Origin of the sequence: Weissella thailandensis, from assembly GCF_005405465.1 — a bacterium.
In the GTDB taxonomy this organism is placed as follows: domain Bacteria; phylum Bacillota; class Bacilli; order Lactobacillales; family Lactobacillaceae; genus Weissella; species Weissella thailandensis.
Genome location: NZ_BJEC01000001.1, coordinates 182,034 through 198,590 on the forward strand (window position 1 = coordinate 182,034; position 16,557 = coordinate 198,590).

Below are 16,557 nucleotides of genomic sequence, written 5' to 3' on the forward strand. Positions count from 1 at the left end.
TATACTATTAAGTATACTTAGCTATTAACCCCGGTGTTATAATATTTATAGTCATTAAGCTAATGTTCCTTTGATTAACTAATGTTTATTTCATTTTGACAAGAATAAAAGAAACAGCGAGGAAAATAAGATGCAAATTATGACGTTTACAGGTTCAAAGGGCGGCGTTGGTAAAACTACTATTATCTTTAATTACGCTGCTTGGCTAGCAAAAAATAACTATAAAGTCTTACTAATCGACGGTGATTTTCAAGCTAATTTAAGTTCTTCGTATAACTTAATTACCAATGAACATACTTTGTTAGACGTGTTCATTGCTGGTGACCCTGAGATAAGAAACGCAACGAAAAATATTGATTTATTACCCGCTTCACCTAATTTAGATCGTGTGGAAGGTTTAATCCAAACCAAAATGTATCGTGAATATTTACTAATGCAATGGATGAATGCTAACGCTGAAAAAATCCAAAGCTATGATTTTGTTTTAATTGATACCCATCCAGAGTTTGGTTTACTAACGAAAAACATGATTGCGGTCAGTGATATTGTAATCGTGCCACTTGAACCTAGTGAATATGGCTTTCAACAACTAAAAACTCAGTTTGATTTACGCATGGCTGATTATCGAAAAGATAGCGTTGATCCACGCACCGGTGTTAGTGATATTGATGCGAAAGTCTATTTTCTTGGTAATAAAATACAACATAACACAACAGAAAGTCGTGAATTTAGACGAGCGTTAGATAATATGCCTGATGTTATTGCCCAAATTAACGCCCGTGAAATTATGCGAAAGTCTACGGCACAAAAACAAGCCGTGGTCGATATGCCTGATAGTGAAATAAGAAAATATCCTGGTTTTAAAGAACACCTCATCAATCAATTTACCCAAATGACACAGACTATTCAAAATGAATCGGAGGCTTAATCATGTCATTTAATTCAAAACAAAATCAATCTTCTTCTGAATCACAAATGAAAGATGCTTTTGCCAATAATCCTGTCCGTGACAATCCGGCAGCAAATTTGGTTGCTGGGTTGGACTTAAATCAAAAAAAGGCAACTGAGCGCAAACAATCCGTTTCCATTACAATGTTGCCTAGCATGAAACAAGATCTCGTTAAGTTGGCTAAAAAGAACGGCTACAATGGTTTATCAAGTTTTGCTGTCGATGTTTTCCAAGCACTACTTGACCAAGAGAAATAAAATATTCAGTACACAAAAAGGCATCACGTTGCGTAACGCGGTGCCTTTTACTATGCGTATATTTATCATTATACTTTTGCGTATACTTATAAGTATACGCTTAATTATACGTAATCATATACTTGATATTATCGAATGATCTGAGTGACATTGTCTTGAACATCCGAGTCTTTTTGTGCTTGTTGTGGACTGTTAAAGTACCAATTATAGACATAGTCTGAATCATAACTAGTATCAGAATTAAACTTGCTATTATCAAACAATTCGCTATAAAGTATGCCTAATTCACCTTCACCAGCTTGTGTATCAACTAAATGCTTATCATTAAATTGATAATTAGTTCCTAAGTTATTTTTAGCATCTGTACTACCATCTCTATGCGCCTTATTATTTTTAACGTAATCGTATATTAAATAATTTTTTATCTTTTTTGCTGACCAAGTGGTTCTGTACAATGTTGCATCGTTCTTACGTAAATGTACATAATGACCTGCAGGTGCCTTCTCAAATTGTTCGTCAATTTCTAGTTCTTTAAATTCTTGGTCTGTCAGTGGCTTGTTATGTTGATAAACCCCATAAGACACCCCTCCAGCAACAACGATTAATGCAATAATTGCCCCAATAATCCATTTTAGTTTTAGACTCATATAACTCTCCTTATTACTAATTCATTACCTGACCCTCTTTAAAGGTTATCATGACTTTATGATCTCTGTTTATTAGTATTTGTCTTTGGATAAGCCTTTTTGAGATCATCTTGTAACTCTTTTTGTAGCCTAGAATACTGACTCTGCGATTTATTTTGCGATTGTCTAGATTGACTAAATCTTGAACCTTGTGTTACCCCTGGATTTCCAGCAAGCTTTGGATTTGATTGTGGATTAAAGCTTTGATAATTACTATTCGTCGATCTATTACTTGGATTAGCATTTGGCATATCCGTTGACCTACTTGGTTGCTGCCCCATTATGTGCGGTACAGAATTTGTAACTCGATTACCGGTATTACCAGCAGGTACCGATGTATTAACAAGATTATCAGGTTGTGACGTATTACCATCTGCCATAGGTTGTGTGTCCTTTGGCGAATTACTTGATGGTTTTGGATTATTGCTGGTGTTACTGTTCATTGTCCCAGAAGGAGTGTTTGGCGACGAACTAGGCGTATTCGTTGGAATACTCATACCAACTGGTACTGTACTATTATCGCTTGAACCCGAACTTGGAGACATTGATGATTTAGGTGATTCATTACTCAAAGATGAACCAGTCGTTTGACTAATTGCTTGTGATCCACCATTTTTAGAACCTGCCTGACTACCAGATAGATTACCGCCACTCGTTAATGGTCTACCAGGCTGAATACCTGGATTATGCGCATCCGCTGGTGTTCTAGATCCTGTTTGCTGATTACCAGACTCGTTCACTGCACCTGATTGTCTTGTATCATTGTCATGAATTTCTTGGTTAGCTGATTGATTTATACTAGTTGTTGGAATACCTGTGGCATTCTTTGATTGATGAGCATCATTATTCGTTGTGGACTTATTACCAGTACCAGATGAGCTGGGTTTACCGACTTGTTGTCCAGCACCTGAGTTTGACGAAGTGCTACCTGCTCCTACATCAATTGGATCGGACTTCTTCTGTTTGCCACCTTGGACATCATTTTGAGTATCATCACCACGTTTACGTGCTTGTGCCACCTTATCCTTAATTGATTTGGCACCGTTGACAGTCTTTTCCCCAGCTTTAGTGGCACCACGGCCAACTTTAGCGGCACCATGAAAAGGCGCTGCTACTGCACCATTAGCGCTACGACCAACACCGGCTACTGCGGCACCAGCGCCAATCAGGCTAGTAACTGTACCTCCATGTCCGGAAGGCGTACCTGTCCAATCATCAATCAATGCAAAGCCTGATAATAAACCTTTTCCAGCGGCTAGCAGTAAAGCAACGCTAACAACTGTATAAGGCCCCCAGGATAGACTTTGGTTATTGATGGCATTCATACCCCATTGCACGAAGGCAAAAAATAAAATAACATTTAGCGGCAACAAAGCAAGTCCTAGAATACTACCTTCCATAAGGTGCAATATTTGCATCGCTTTCTTGCCTTCCATATCACGAAAAGCCAATGCAAGTAGGGTTAGTGAATAATAAGCTAGTCGGAAGAAACGTACGATTAATTCAATGATCGCCAAGAAACCAACAATCGCAAAAACTATCTCAGCAGCAATGATTCCCATCCAATTAACTTTAACGCGTGGATAAGCATCCTCACTTCCTTTTATCCAACCCCCTTTGTCCATCTTTTCCGTTTTGGATTCTTCTCCCTGTTTGTTATCAAATACTTTTTTAGCCTCTTTTCCCTTTATCTCCTTTTTATCATCATCATCAATAACGCTGGTAAAAATAGAGGATTTAACAATCGCATTTGATGAATTATTTTTGACTGGACTGTAATCGTGAATATGTTTTTCATCGACATTAAAATTAGCTTGTGCCACCTTTTTTAAGTCAACAGAATTATTTTTCCAGACATCCGTTAGAATACTATGGCCACCATTCTGAGCCGTATCCGTATTATCACCTAGAAGGGTTGAGTTCATACTCTTAGCAACCGCAGTACCGCCTGAAATTAACATAGGCACTAAAGCGATAATGATCACAGCGGTGACGATTCCAGCTGGCCATTCCTTACCACGCCTACCAGAAGTTAAATTAAATTGCACTAGTTGAACGGCCATCATGATTGACATAATGATAAGGCCTATCGTGAAAAATAAACCCGTATATTGTACTAATTGATAACCAGTCATATCATTAGCTTCTTTGGCATCTGTAAATAAACTGCTAAAATCAGCCAATTTCCAGGCAGCGCTCCAAGCTGTTAAAACAGCATTGGCCAGGTCATAGAAAATATCTGCCAGTCCTTGAAACATTGTTTGTAAAACAGACAGAAACATCCGTGATTTTGGTTGTAAATAATCCGCCCACGATTCGTAAAAGGCATTATTCACGCCACCAGCTGGTAGAGTTATTAACCCAAACATCGCTTTTCCTCTCTTTCATAGATTAATTTTCTTCTGATGAATCACGAATATCATCAATTCGTATCAATAAATCAAACATGACTTCATCATCATTAATAAAGTTACGCATACTTTCTTGATTGTTTAGATCATCATGTTTCTTAAAGAATACATGCTGTGTTGCATCTGCATATACCTTCATCTTCTCTTCATTTTCGTTCAGTTGATCTTGTTTATTTAATACATCAGCAATAGCATCTTCAACCTGATTCACTAAGTCAATATCTGCTGTTTCTATCAGTGAAACTAATTCTTTACCAGAATACTTATCAAAATTACGCTGCCAAAATGTAAAGTCGTCAACTTCATCATCATTTTCTTCATTGGATTCAGATACAAGCGGTTCTATTGTATTAACAGGTGTTGATTCTGCTGCAATGAATGGTTGAGCTGTCGATGCTAATATCTTTTGTTCTGGAAATTTATCATCGTCATGGTTACCAATTGGTTCTGATGCCGTTGTATCTAGATTTGTCTCTGTGCTTGCTACATTCACTGGTTCCTGAGTCTTTTCTTCTGCCGGTTCGGTTTCTGGATTCACTTGTGCTGCTAATTGTTGATAATAACCACTGTAATCTTGGAAAATGTCTTGATAACTGAGGTTCTTGGTATTGTTTTTAATCCGTAAGTCCGTTGTGTAGTAATCCAAATGATAACTTTGTCCAATTAAATCACGCGCATTTGGCATCAACGTCTTACCAGTATCAAAGATTGGCAGTGGTCGGATACGGCGCCATTTCTTATCATTACGTTTAGCAGTACGCATAATGACCATTTCACCATCATTCAATTCTTCCAGTTCTTTAGCAGAAAGTAACGGCATTTTATCAATAGATATTTGCCGGTTTCCTCTATCTTGTTGCTGTTCACCCATTTGAGAATTAACAATTTCTTTTTGAACTTCAATTTCACCTAGCCGTTCAGAAACAGCCTGGTTAGTATCGCGATCTTTGGTTTGAATATGAAATTGCGTCAACATGTTATTCATGATCTCTTTAGCCTCTGATTCAGAATATTGTTTAGCAACCTGCACATCATCTTGAACATACATATCAACAATGTGGCCATAAGTTAGTCCACGAGTTAAGAAGTTATCAAACCCAGGGATTCTTGGAAACATTGAAAACTCATTTAGCTTATAGATAATCTGACGATCCATCTTACGGCGAGTAATTTCTGAAGCAATTTGTGTATTAACTGAAAAGACTTGTCCTAAGAATAACGAGGCAATTGCGGCATAGTTATCGTTGCTTTGAGGCGTCACAATGAACACTGCTTTTGGTTCCTCTGAATAACGCAAGCTAAACGTTGCCTTGTTATCATTAGTTAAGTGTTGTTCCAATGGATACGTCACAATTTTTTTAACTGGTTGCTTGCTGTGCGGATTAATTTTAATCGTGTGATTTAGATTACGTTGGACACGTTTTTCACCACTGATTTGTATCCATGAATCCCGTAGATGTTTCGGATTCCCTTTGTCTGCAAAGTGAACTTTAATTAACCACTCATCCGGAAATACTTCATGAAATGGATATTGAATAACACCAGCTCGACTGACCTTGACGGCATCCTGTTCCAGATAACTTCCCTTAGCCTCTTTATCTTCACGTTTATATAGTTCCACCTTGGCCGTTGTACCTGCATAACTTGTTGGTACATTGACCTTTAACATTCTGGGGAAACCATAATCGGCAATTTGAATAGTTGACCGTGAGGTAAGTCGTGCGACTGTTTCAGACGCAAATAAGCTTGAACGACTTTGCAAGGTAAACATAACCGACGACTTCGTATCACCAGTTGCTCCAAGATAAGAACCCGCTTTTAGAATCGCCTCATTAATAATTGGCGGCATCGGATCAAGTTCACGTAACATGTTGAAATATTGGGTTAAACCATCCATGTTTTTATCTTTTGGATCATTAAATTGATTCACTGAATTAATAAATTGTGGGACACCGGCAGGTGTTGCTAGGGTTTGGTCTTGATTTTCCATTGCTAACCACAAGAGAATTAAAATAATTGCTAGTTGCGTATCTTCGGCGGTCTTATCCCAAATATCATTGCCACCTTCCGATGAACTAGAAGAACCAATAATTTGCACGATAACCATTGCCTCATCACGGGCTTTATCAAGTTCACCATCCATTGCATAATTCAAAGCAACTTGAAATGGATTCCATGATTCTGACCAATCAGTATCAGCAATATTTAATAGCTGCACTTCATAACCCGCTTTTTGCAAAGGGATAAATGACATTTTGGCATCTTCGTTTTTCGCATCGGTATCAATAATATTTGGTTGAATTTCTGCACGCCGCATAATATCAATAAAGATATACCCACGACGTTGGTCTTTACCTGAACGCGTGGCACCAGTTGTGATGGCATGTGTTGGCTTAGGATCAATCCAGTAAAAACCAGTAAACCCACCTTCAACTGTTTCCTGTCCTTTGAACCAACGCTTGGTGAACTTCAAATTCATCAGTTTTGGTCGTAATGTTTGATAATAACCGGGAAAGGTTTCACGATTCAATCCTCCAAGTTTTTTACCAATTTGCTTTAACCAAAGGATTGGATGTAATCGAAGAAATTCATAGGAATACCCCGATATATGACTAATTGGTTGTCCGGATGCACCTTTATAAAACTTATTGCGATCTGGAATTAAAACATAAGTACGATCTATTTCTTTTAAGGTTGCCCAACGATTTTGGTTAGTGGTACGATCTCCGAATTTTTGTACCCAGTCATACCAGTTTTTAATCCCTAACCGTAAGAAAATCCCAAAAGCAAGGAGCATGATAATCCAAATAACAAAAGAATTTTCATGTAAGACGCCACCAGTTAAGGTAAATGTTGCGTATTGTTGCAAGTATTCCCAGCTAAACGCCGGTTGGAAGTATATATTGAACATGTTTAATGCCATGTTTCCAAGACCTGAACGAATAATGTACCAAATGACCTCTGATAGGGTTCCTAACAGGATGGCAAAAATTACACCAACCAAGCAATATAATAGAAAAACAATTAATTGAAACCACCAACGACCGCGTAATCTGATTTGGCTACTTTTTTCATAGGCACGCGATTGCTCATAACGATTCCCGAACCATTCTTTACTCATGAATACCTACTTTCTGCGTGTCTAAGTCAACTTGAGTCACCACTGACTGCCAACTACCTTTAGGATGTGTTTCATCTGGTGGCGCTCCCCAAGCACGAAAAACAAATGTATGTCCATTGGCTTGCCCTGTTCGCCGTTCGTTCAAAATAGATTCAGCCATCCTTGCTTGAACGAAATCCATGATGCTATCATCCAACGGACGGACTCCCAAACTCTTTCGATAACCCTTATCAACCAAAAAATCAATTAATGAGTGTGATTCAACTACCTGTTCACCAACATATTCAAGGCTGTCAGAAAAACTAGGGATTAAATTAATCACATCTTGATCACGAAAGATTAAGTGATAACCTTGTCGCTGCGCTCGTTTATCTAAATGACTGAGTTTTAAATCAATAATCTTTTTAACATTTGGTATTTCTAGCGGTTCAAAGATAATAATTGCTCCAATACGACTAATAAATTCTTGTCGTAAGTCAGCTCCTAATAATGCATTTTCAAAGTTCTTACCAAAGGTTTCTTGATGCTGCGGATCACGGCGATAAGCTTCACTTTTTGCTGCCCGCTCAATGATTAATTGATGCCCAATATTCGTTGTCATGACAACGATTAAGTCCTTAAAGTTAATCGTTTGGCCACGTTCATTGGTTAAACGACCATCATCCAAAATTTGTAGCAATAAATCCAACACCATTGGGTCAGCTTTTTCGATCTCATCTAATAACAAAACTGAATAGGGATTAAACTTAACGGCATCTGCCGCCCGTTCCGCAAATCTTGCCATAGACTGCTTAGCAAACTTGAACTCTGACATATCAAAACGAATTAGTTGTCGCTCGTCACCAAAATAATGTGTCGCAATTGCCTTAGCGGTTTCGGTTTTACCAACACCAGGTGTGCCTGCCAGTAGAAATGATAATGGTTTCGTCATATCACCTAAACCAGCCGCACGAACGCGAATACTGGTAACAATCTTCTTTAGAGCGGCATCTTGACCAATTACTTGCGTTTGCATCCGTTCATACAATTGAAATAACCGTTTATCATCCTCTTCGGTTAAGACAGACATGGGGACGTGATACCTTTCGTGGATAATACTTGCAATATCACTCTCCATCATTACCGAATGGTTGTTCATTTTTGATTCAACTAGCGCATTATCTAGTAAGGTAATCGCCTTTTCGGGGAAAAAGTGGGTTGTAATGTAGCGGTCAGAAAAATTAATGATTGTATCTAATGCCTCATCCGGTACCTCAACACCTGCTGGTAAATCATCGACAATCTGTTTTAAAGTTGCTCGCGTTTGACTTGGTGTAAATTCATCCAGCAGCACTTTATCAAAACGACGTTCCATCGCGTTATCTGACTCAATATATTGACGAAATTCATTATTAGTCGTTGCCCCAATCACTTGAATTTCACCACGACCAATGGCTGGCTTTAAAATATTACCGGCATCCATACCTGAGCCACCCTCAGCACCTGTACCGATCAATTCGTGCATTTCATCAATAAATAATAGAATCTTCGGATTGGCTTTCACTTCATCAACGATATGATGCAAATTTGAGGCAAAGCTACTACCAGCTGTTGATTCCATTAAACTAGCTAACTCTAGAGAAATTACCTGTCGGTCTAATAACGTCCCATGCAAAATATCATCTTGCGTTATGATTCGCTTCACCAATTCCTCGACTAACGCCGTTTTACCAACACCCGCTTCACCCAAAATAGCAGCACTATTCTTTTTATGTTGATTCAAGATGCGCACTAATCGTCCTAATTCAACATCACGTCCAAAGGCACCATATTCATCCGGTTGAGCGCTAATGATTTGATTCAAGTTGGTAGTAAAACGATCTAAATATGGTGTATTGGTCATTTGATTAATCTCCTTCCATTGGTAAATCATTAGCATCGGTGGCAACTTGCGTTCGTGCCGATAATGAGGCACCTTGTGGTTGTGTTTTTGGCTTATAGGCGTTCATATTGGCAATTTCTTCTTCGGTAAATAATTGCTCAATACCTTGTCCTTCTTGCCGTGCTTTAATATTTGCTAATCGTTGCTGCTCTTCTTGATCAACTTCCGCTTGAATATCTTGCATCAATGATTCATCTTGTCGGATGGCCGCTAAACGTTTCTCTAAAGCAGCAGCTTCCTTTTTTGTATCCATAAACTCTTCTCCTTGTAAGTCAAAATCTTGTGTCGTGATTAAAGTGGGAACTAATTCCGCTGGTACCACTTCATCAGCTAAATCAAATACACTGAGTAATTTTATTTGTTCAGGTGTTTGTTTAAAAGTTATTTCATAGTGGTCATTTAGTACGGGGTCACCTGCTGGAAATAATAGGTGATATTGCTCGGCCGTTGCTGGTAATACCAGTAAACCGTCTGCCCGACCGGTTTCAACTGACAACATATATAGCCCATTACCGCGTGCAACTTGAACTAATTTTCCTTGTATTGTCGTGTTGCTCATCTTGTTCGTCCTCTTGTTTCCTCTTGTGCTTGATCTTGTATTGCTTGATTCGTGGCCATTTGTACAGCCGTTGGATGTATATTAGGCGCCACCCGTCTCTCATTGGTTATTGTTTGGCCATCAGATAAGCGGTCTGACAAATAATTAGTGATCGACGTACTCGCTTTGGTCACATCAGCCATTAAATTAGGATTTCTATCTTTCATATCAGCGACTTTTTTAAGTCTTTTCGTCCAATCACTCATGTACTTTTCACTAATATCACCCGGTTCAACACCAATATTTTTTAAAACAACATAACTAGTCATTTCTGCTTGTAATTCCTTCTCAGCAGTTGAGGTATTAGCGTCACTCTGTTGATGCAACGCTGTATGTCCCATTTCATGCGCCAGTGTCGCAATTCGGTCGGTGACTGGTAAATCAGGTCGTAAGACGATACTTCTATCTTCTGGATCCTTACGATTAATGACAGTCGCACCTTTCGCAATACCATTACTTGTCATTGGCTTGTGATCTGCTAAAAATTTCATTGCCCCTTTATCTTGATCAATCACCTTCACATGTTGTTGTTCAGTTGCGTATTCTTTCAACGTGTCATACACCGTTTGTAACTGTTCATCGGATTGATCAGTTGATAAATTAACTGGTCGATTAGGCAGCAATTTGGGTAAATCATCAAGTGAGGCATTTGTTTGTTTAATATCAAACACTGTTTGAATTGGATAATGTTTAATCGACCGCATTTCTAGGTCACCAGTTTTAGCTTGTTGACGCTGCTCTGCGGTTGCATCACGCCAATAAACTTGCTTACCATCTGGCGCGATAATGCTTTGCAAGTTTTTAGGGGCGCCGTATATTTTCATACCTTGTTCGCCCTTATTAACTTGAATGCCCTGTTCGGCAAATTGCTTATATCCCTTCACGATAGTGGCGTCTTGACGTTGCCCATAAATCAGCATCGTGTTTCGTGGTGAATAGTTTTGTCCTTGAGCCACAAAATCTAAATAGTTTTGTACTTCTTTCGGATCATTTTGATAATTCTTCACACGTTGCAAAGCATCTTTGATAATCTCTTCATTTTTTTCACGACTTTTGCCCTTTCGGTCAGTCCGCCGTTGCTCGCGTGCTAATCGTCCTGACTTAGCACTAGCGACTTGTTTTTCATCCTTAACCTTCATGGACTTGTTCGATGGTTGCTTAGCTTGCTTACTGAAAGTCTCTAATGCCTCTAATCGTTTATGACTTTCTTCCATTGTCATTGTTTTAATACCAGGATCATTTGCTTTTAGTTGGTCATTCCAATCTTTTCCTTTGGTTGGTACTTGGCGGATATTTTCCATGCCTTCAAATTGCAAAACACTAAATTGATCAGCTGCTTTAAACCCGGCTAAATCATTATCAGTCGCTAGCACCAATTTGTTAGGCAAATGACCGTTCAATTGATTCATACGATCTAATTGTGACAGCACTTTTTGATGATCAGTTCCTGATAATGATAAAAATGTCGCATTTTCATGCGCCAATTCTGGAAAGTGTTGTTGTGCGTACGATAAAGCATCAATTGGTGATTCAAATACTAATAGTTGATCAGCACCATTCCCTGTATGGAAGTTATACCCGTAATTAGAATCTGAGCCAGCGGCAACTTTCTTTTGCGTACCACGCTTACCATATTTCTCATAATCAATTTCAGTTCCTTGTTGATCTAATCCGACAACTTCGCCTTTTTCATCATGCCAAGGAAATAAGACGGCCGGCTTTTGCCATTCTTTTGTCTGCCGGTCTTGGCGAGGTTTCCCTTGTTTAATAAAATCAGATGCTGTCAAACGCTGCACAAAGGTTTTATCAAAGCCTCGTTCATTCACTAAATAATTTTCAGTATTGTTAGTTGATTGCGAGGTACGCCATCTTTTCCAATTAAATTGATAATTATTTGTTGCGCTTTTTTGCTTATATTTGTCTTGTGCCTGTTCGTCTTGATTATCATAATGATTTTTATAGTCAGACCAGCGCACCCAAGCCTCCTTTGGCGTGACATCTTCATAAGCACTAATAAAATCCCCTAAATCACCGGATAACTGCTTAGAATTCCAAAAAAAGACGTTTTTATCAGTATTAATGATGCAACTATCATGATCCACTAACCGTAAACGATTATGTTCAGTGGTATAATCAATACCTTTATAATCTAAGTATCCTTGGATAGGTAAAGCTTTCATCGCCTCACGATTAATCGTCATTCAACTCACCGCCCTCATTGTCAGTTTGTGATTCGATTGGTGAAACTTGCTCGATAAACTTTTCAACATCTACTAAGTCTTCTGTTTGCAAATGTTGTTGTAGCTTTTGCACCAACTCTAACTCCACCTGTTTCTTAAGGTCGGCTACTTCACCTTTAAGTGTTGTCACCTTTTCTTGGGCATTTTCTAATTCGTCCTGTTTCTTTGCTAAACGTGCTGCTAATTTCTTTGATACCATGTGTCAATTCCCCCATTACTTTTTTGTTTTGATTAACTATGGTTATCGTAACTGAATTTAAAAGGCCAATGTAAAAACGCCCCACCCTTTTATGACCACTAAAATCAAATCTTTAATACAAAAACAAACAAAATAAAACTCCACAAATATTGGATATTTTTCCAATACTTGTGGAGCTATTTTGTTCATATTAACTAGCAATTAACTGTATGGCCTTTTGATAATACTCTTCTGAATAAGCAATAACACATGACAAAATCCACCTGCCCTCATCATCCGTAATATTTGTGGCCAATACTCGACGCAAGTCCTATACAACTTCTGGAATTGACTTCGGATTATGTTGCTTATCAATATATGCTAATACTTTTCCCTCATTTTTTTGATCATTAGTTAGCTGAATCATTGTTTTTCCTAAATCAAAGGTTTCTTCTGGTTCAACATACACTTGCTCAATATGATTAAATTCATCCGGATCAACTTGATTGCCCTTTTGAATCTCTCTCAAATAAGCTAATTTCCCTTTTGGTGACAGATTATTGTATATTTGATCGTTTTTAAATAAGATAGTTTTTCCCTTCCCAGTCATTAAAAATTCAACTTAATAATGCATCTATGATTCGTATGCTATCGAAATAATAAAATATATTCAAGTCGTTACTATGTACCCCAGTCCCCGCCAGCGGGGGTCTAAGCAGGCCTACGCCTGCCAACCACCTGATGACACTGGGTCTGCCTTATGTGCCTATCATTTATAGCAGGCACCAGTTAGTCCTAAGTCGCCAAGCTACTAAGGATAACTAGGACAAAGTACAAGGGTAAATAGCACGGCTACGCCGCCCTTGTACTTTGTCCCGGTACCTGCAAAAAATTTCCCGTCACAACGACAAACCCAGCGACAACAGGTGGTCGCTGGCAGAAAAATTTTTATAGGTTACCTGGCCTAAGCAAGGAGTTTTAGTATGTCACAAAACACAACCGACCTTTCATTGTCTATTTTTTCATGGCGTGGAGACCGTCCAACACCAGTCCCTTTTCCTGAACATGACGAAAGTTATTCCGACGTTGATTTATCAACCAAAGAAGTTGATGATTTAATTTTTCACTTAATTGTTGCACAAGCTAGAGATGAACAAATCACTATCAGATTAGCTAATGACGAATTTCAAGGTTTTAAATTAGGATAGGAGTTAAAAATGACAAAAACTTATTATGATGATTTTACAAAATTGCCCTTAACAAAAATGGCGCAAGCTATGTCAGATATTACTTATGGTTACCAGGAAACCCAAGTACCAAAGGAGCATTACAAAAAAGCTTTATCAACTGGTTATGAAGAACTGGTTTCCGCCAACGTTAGCGTAAAACTGGTTGAAACCATTTATAACATGTTGAACGGCTTGCAAAAAGAAAGTCCTCGATTGTTCTACCAAGCGCTTGTACTACTTGATATGGGCATTAAGCCAAGTACCATGTCAGCACAACAATACCAAGCCCTAGCGCTAGTATCAGACGACTTTGAACAAAACAAAAAGGCGCACATGTTAAACGCTCAAACATATGAAACCTTTAATGACGTGTTATTAAATGGCACAACCTACCACTTTAACAACTAAGGAGAATTGACCATGAAATGTCGTGTAGTATTTGAAGAGTATCGCAAAAAAGAAGTTGAACTTGAGATGACCCCAGAAATGAATATTGACGACCTAGACGAAAAAGCCATGACAATGTATGACAACGGCGAAATCGTTCTAACCCCCGACGATATGCAATCTGTTCACTTCCATGTTAAAAACGATTTTGAAAGGTAATTAAGGTAATTCATGAAAAAAGATATAATAGTAACTTATGAAGAAACGCTAACACAGACGGTCACGCTAACAGTCGACGACGAAAAAGATATTGATGAACAAGCCCGGCAAGCTTACCTAGACGAAAAAATCGTCCTGGATAGCAACGACTTACAGTATGCTCAATTTGAGATTGAGACACCATTTAGCGACTGGATGACAATCTAAGAACCAGGGGCGCACTGCGCCCTTCTCTGCATACCCCAGTCCCCGCCAAGCGGGGTTCCAATACTACCCCTGTCCCCTAAAACAAGGGGAACAAATGGTTTCACGTTGTTCAACACTGCTCAATTTACTAACATTTCCTTTTGCCATCCAAACGATAAAACAGCCAGTGACTGCTAAGGACTACGTCCTAAGCAGCACTAGACCAAATAACAAAGGTAAATAACACGGCGTTGCCGCCCTTGTTATTTGGCCCGCCTGTTTAATTGTCCTCCTGTCAAAATGAAATAAACGTTAGTTAATTAAGCAATTGACCAACAGAAAAAATTTAGGAGGTAATAACACATGATTCAAACAAACATCATAACACCCGAAAATACATATCAACTGGTTGTACAACACACAACCAATCAAATAAGTTTTGGTATTTTTACACCGGCTTTTGGTCAGACAACTTTTCGTTTATTCGTGAGCGATTTAGCTACTGCAAATTACTTTACGCAATATTTAGCTGGTATCCTTGCTTTAACTTTTCAAAAACATATGTCGAACGTCAACTTTTTATCTCAATTACAAAAACTAATTAATAAACAACTTGCTAATTGGCAGGTAACGAATCAATAGATTTACCCGTGGGTCATTTCAACAGCTTATTCACAAAAAATGATATAGTGAAAATAACTTAAAAATTATGGAAAGTGGCCGCCTTAAAGATCGCCTTGGCATCCTCCTTGCGTCATAGATTGATGCGATAAACTATACTAATGAACTACTGCAAATTGCCAGGAATCCTAACTACGACATACAGTTAGGATACATATATCTTTAGAACCCCCATGAAAGGAGGCAACATATATGATTAGTTTTATTATTGTAATTGGTAGTTATATAGCCGGATTATTAATCGGTTTGATATATCGAATAGCTGTTTGGTGTGTATTGATTCCTTTGGAATTGATTTGGTGGTTAATCAAAAAGATTGGTGTCGACTTAATCTGTGCCATTTCCTTCTGTATTGGGTACATTTGGAGTTATATCCGAAATCGGTGGCAAAATTACCAAGCACAAAAGTCAGTATAAAAGTATCCAAAAAAGGAGCCAACAAATGAAATTAACCAACGATCAGCAAAAAGAACAAGATAAGTATGATAAATCAAAAGATGAAAATATCGAAACTTTACTTGAATAACTTGGTAAAGCAACCCAATCCCTGCCTAAAAAAGAAGTTTCCCAAAGAGATCTAACAAAAATGATTCAAAACAATGAATAGTAAAACAATTGGTCTAGATTGTGAAATTTACAAGGATAACTACTTTGTGAAAGAACAAAATCAACTAAAAATGCTCCTATGTCAATAAATGGCACATCTTTTTCTAAACACTCGTCCTAATTCTGTCGGAATTAAACCAACTGATGTAATTTGAAGTTCGGATTACCAAGTCCTCAAAATTGGGAAAAGTTGTTTGAAAGGCAAACTCTCTCTTCAACAATGAGTGAAAAGCTTCAATTGGCCCATTATCATAAGGATAACCTTGTTTTGAGTATGAGTGGCTAATCTGATGCCGTTCAAGTAAAGTTTCAACTTCGTTGCTGGTGTACTGTGAACCCATGTCAGAGTGAAAATATTGTGGCTTTTGATGACATTCAAGCGCCTGATTAATCGTTTCTACAACTAACGTCGCCTCCATCTGACGACCAATCTTGAAAGCAAGGACTTGATGAACCTTTGGTTCGTAAATAGAACTGAGATAAACCCAGGTTCCTGGACGTAATTCCAAATAAGTAATGTCAGCACGACATATCCTTGCATTGGGCTGGTGCTTGATTAAATTGGGGCGTTGTGAATGATCCACATGAGTGCCAGGTTTTTTAAATCGCCGATTCATTAAAGAGTGAATCTCCATTTCCCTCATTAATCGTAAAATTCGTTTTGACCCAACACAGATGCCTGACTTGCGAAGCACCATCGTTATTCGTGGATAACCATAGGCACGATAATTATTTTCCCAAATCAATTTAATTTTTTCTTTGAGCTGATTATCAACACGTTCGTGTTGACTAGGTTGATATCTTTTCCAATGGTAATAGGTGCTGCGCGGTAATTTCAGTGCCGAAAGAATAATTGATAAGCGGTGTCGCAATAACTGATCTTCTATG

17 protein-coding genes are annotated in these 16,557 nt (G+C 38.3%); 8 read left to right on the forward strand and 9 right to left on the reverse strand.

The window, feature by feature from the left end; all coding sequences use genetic code 11:
* Nucleotides 1-130: 130 nt before the first annotated feature.
* Nucleotides 131-928, forward strand: coding sequence for a ParA family protein (locus FFM62_RS00940; RefSeq protein ID WP_115470462.1), 798 nt, complete (start codon nt 131-133; stop codon nt 926-928).
* A 2-nt stretch (nt 929-930) separates the two neighbouring features.
* The gene (locus FFM62_RS00945; RefSeq protein ID WP_075269617.1) at nt 931-1,206 is read left to right on the forward strand and encodes a hypothetical protein; all 276 of its coding nucleotides are present in this window, start codon (nt 931-933) and stop codon (nt 1,204-1,206) included.
* Between the two features lie 128 nt (nt 1,207-1,334).
* On the opposite strand, the gene FFM62_RS00950 is transcribed toward FFM62_RS00945, so the two are convergent.
* From FFM62_RS00950 to FFM62_RS00985, 8 genes are all read right to left on the reverse strand, one after another.
* Entirely contained in the window at nt 1,335-1,853 is a 519-nt protein-coding gene (locus tag FFM62_RS00950) for a hypothetical protein (RefSeq protein ID WP_115470463.1), read from the reverse strand.
* Between the two features lie 56 nt (nt 1,854-1,909).
* Nucleotides 1,910-4,261 (reverse strand): pLS20_p028 family conjugation system transmembrane protein, encoded by a 2,352-nt coding sequence (locus FFM62_RS00955; protein ID WP_115470464.1) that lies wholly within the window; start codon nt 4,259-4,261, stop codon nt 1,910-1,912.
* Nucleotides 4,262-4,283: 22 nt separating this feature from the next.
* Nucleotides 4,284-7,424: a type IV secretory system conjugative DNA transfer family protein gene (locus FFM62_RS00960; protein ID WP_115470465.1), complete on the reverse strand. Its 3,141-nt coding sequence runs from the start codon at nt 7,422-7,424 to the stop codon at nt 4,284-4,286.
* Nucleotides 7,417-9,306: an AAA family ATPase gene (locus FFM62_RS00965; RefSeq protein ID WP_165845860.1), complete on the reverse strand. Its 1,890-nt coding sequence runs from the start codon at nt 9,304-9,306 to the stop codon at nt 7,417-7,419. Before FFM62_RS00965 ends, FFM62_RS00960 begins: the two co-directional genes overlap by 8 nt.
* Nucleotides 9,307-9,310: 4 nt before the next feature.
* Nucleotides 9,311-9,904, reverse strand: a complete 594-nt coding sequence (locus tag FFM62_RS00970; RefSeq protein WP_115470467.1) for a hypothetical protein — start codon at nt 9,902-9,904, stop codon at nt 9,311-9,313.
* Nucleotides 9,901-12,144, reverse strand: a complete 2,244-nt coding sequence (locus tag FFM62_RS00975; RefSeq protein ID WP_115470468.1) for a toprim domain-containing protein — start codon at nt 12,142-12,144, stop codon at nt 9,901-9,903. Before FFM62_RS00975 ends, FFM62_RS00970 begins: the two co-directional genes overlap by 4 nt.
* On the reverse strand, nt 12,134-12,382 hold the full coding sequence (locus tag FFM62_RS00980) for a hypothetical protein (protein WP_115470469.1): 249 nt from the start codon (nt 12,380-12,382) through the stop codon (nt 12,134-12,136). Before FFM62_RS00980 ends, FFM62_RS00975 begins: the two co-directional genes overlap by 11 nt.
* Nucleotides 12,383-12,692: 310 nt before the next feature.
* On the reverse strand, nt 12,693-12,971 hold the full coding sequence (locus tag FFM62_RS00985; protein WP_115470470.1) for a hypothetical protein: 279 nt from the start codon (nt 12,969-12,971) through the stop codon (nt 12,693-12,695).
* A gap of 373 nt (nt 12,972-13,344) precedes the next feature.
* Here FFM62_RS00985 and FFM62_RS00990 point away from each other — a divergent pair, with 373 nt between their 5' ends.
* The 6 genes from FFM62_RS00990 (at nt 13,345) to FFM62_RS01015 (ending at nt 15,480) form a co-directional block, all read left to right on the forward strand.
* The gene (locus FFM62_RS00990; protein ID WP_115470471.1) at nt 13,345-13,569 is read left to right on the forward strand and encodes a hypothetical protein; all 225 of its coding nucleotides are present in this window, start codon (nt 13,345-13,347) and stop codon (nt 13,567-13,569) included.
* Between the two features lie 9 nt (nt 13,570-13,578).
* Nucleotides 13,579-13,998, forward strand: a complete 420-nt coding sequence (locus FFM62_RS00995; protein WP_115470472.1) for a hypothetical protein — start codon at nt 13,579-13,581, stop codon at nt 13,996-13,998.
* Nucleotides 13,999-14,010: 12 nt separating this feature from the next.
* Nucleotides 14,011-14,196, forward strand: coding sequence for a hypothetical protein (locus tag FFM62_RS01000; protein ID WP_115470473.1), 186 nt, complete (start codon nt 14,011-14,013; stop codon nt 14,194-14,196).
* Nucleotides 14,197-14,208: 12 nt separating this feature from the next.
* Nucleotides 14,209-14,403 carry a hypothetical protein gene (locus FFM62_RS01005; RefSeq protein WP_115470474.1) on the forward strand — a complete coding sequence of 65 codons (195 nt, stop codon included), beginning with the start codon at nt 14,209-14,211 and terminating at the stop codon, nt 14,401-14,403.
* Between the two features lie 342 nt (nt 14,404-14,745).
* A complete protein-coding gene (locus FFM62_RS01010; RefSeq protein WP_115470475.1) occupies nt 14,746-15,024 on the forward strand; it encodes a hypothetical protein in 279 nt (92 codons plus the stop codon).
* A gap of 231 nt (nt 15,025-15,255) precedes the next feature.
* Entirely contained in the window at nt 15,256-15,480 is a 225-nt protein-coding gene (locus FFM62_RS01015) for a hypothetical protein (protein ID WP_115470476.1), read from the forward strand.
* Nucleotides 15,481-15,773: 293 nt separating this feature from the next.
* On the opposite strand, the gene FFM62_RS01020 is transcribed toward FFM62_RS01015, so the two are convergent.
* Nucleotides 15,774-16,557: IS3-like element IS1163 family transposase (locus FFM62_RS01020; RefSeq protein ID WP_137604528.1), on the reverse strand; the 784-nt coding region annotated here is incomplete at its 5' end.

Coding starts and splice junctions, on each gene's coding strand:
- FFM62_RS01015 (WP_115470476.1), top strand. CDS start 15,256: ATGATTAGTTTTATTATTGTAATTGGTAGTTATATAGCCGGATTATTA.
- FFM62_RS00985 (WP_115470470.1), bottom strand. CDS start 12,971: ATGACTGGGAAGGGAAAAACTATCTTATTTAAAAACGATCAAATATAC.
- FFM62_RS00965 (WP_165845860.1), bottom strand. CDS start 9,306: ATGACCAATACACCATATTTAGATCGTTTTACTACCAACTTGAATCAA.
- FFM62_RS00945 (WP_075269617.1), top strand. CDS start 931: ATGTCATTTAATTCAAAACAAAATCAATCTTCTTCTGAATCACAAATG.
- FFM62_RS00960 (WP_115470465.1), bottom strand. CDS start 7,424: ATGAGTAAAGAATGGTTCGGGAATCGTTATGAGCAATCGCGTGCCTAT.
- FFM62_RS00980 (WP_115470469.1), bottom strand. CDS start 12,382: ATGGTATCAAAGAAATTAGCAGCACGTTTAGCAAAGAAACAGGACGAA.
- FFM62_RS00995 (WP_115470472.1), top strand. CDS start 13,579: ATGACAAAAACTTATTATGATGATTTTACAAAATTGCCCTTAACAAAA.
- FFM62_RS00940 (WP_115470462.1), top strand. CDS start 131: ATGCAAATTATGACGTTTACAGGTTCAAAGGGCGGCGTTGGTAAAACT.
- FFM62_RS01000 (WP_115470473.1), top strand. CDS start 14,011: ATGAAATGTCGTGTAGTATTTGAAGAGTATCGCAAAAAAGAAGTTGAA.
- FFM62_RS00955 (WP_115470464.1), bottom strand. CDS start 4,261: ATGTTTGGGTTAATAACTCTACCAGCTGGTGGCGTGAATAATGCCTTT.
- FFM62_RS01005 (WP_115470474.1), top strand. CDS start 14,209: ATGAAAAAAGATATAATAGTAACTTATGAAGAAACGCTAACACAGACG.
- FFM62_RS00990 (WP_115470471.1), top strand. CDS start 13,345: ATGTCACAAAACACAACCGACCTTTCATTGTCTATTTTTTCATGGCGT.
- FFM62_RS00975 (WP_115470468.1), bottom strand. CDS start 12,144: ATGACGATTAATCGTGAGGCGATGAAAGCTTTACCTATCCAAGGATAC.
- FFM62_RS00950 (WP_115470463.1), bottom strand. CDS start 1,853: ATGAGTCTAAAACTAAAATGGATTATTGGGGCAATTATTGCATTAATC.
- FFM62_RS01010 (WP_115470475.1), top strand. CDS start 14,746: ATGATTCAAACAAACATCATAACACCCGAAAATACATATCAACTGGTT.
- FFM62_RS00970 (WP_115470467.1), bottom strand. CDS start 9,904: ATGAGCAACACGACAATACAAGGAAAATTAGTTCAAGTTGCACGCGGT.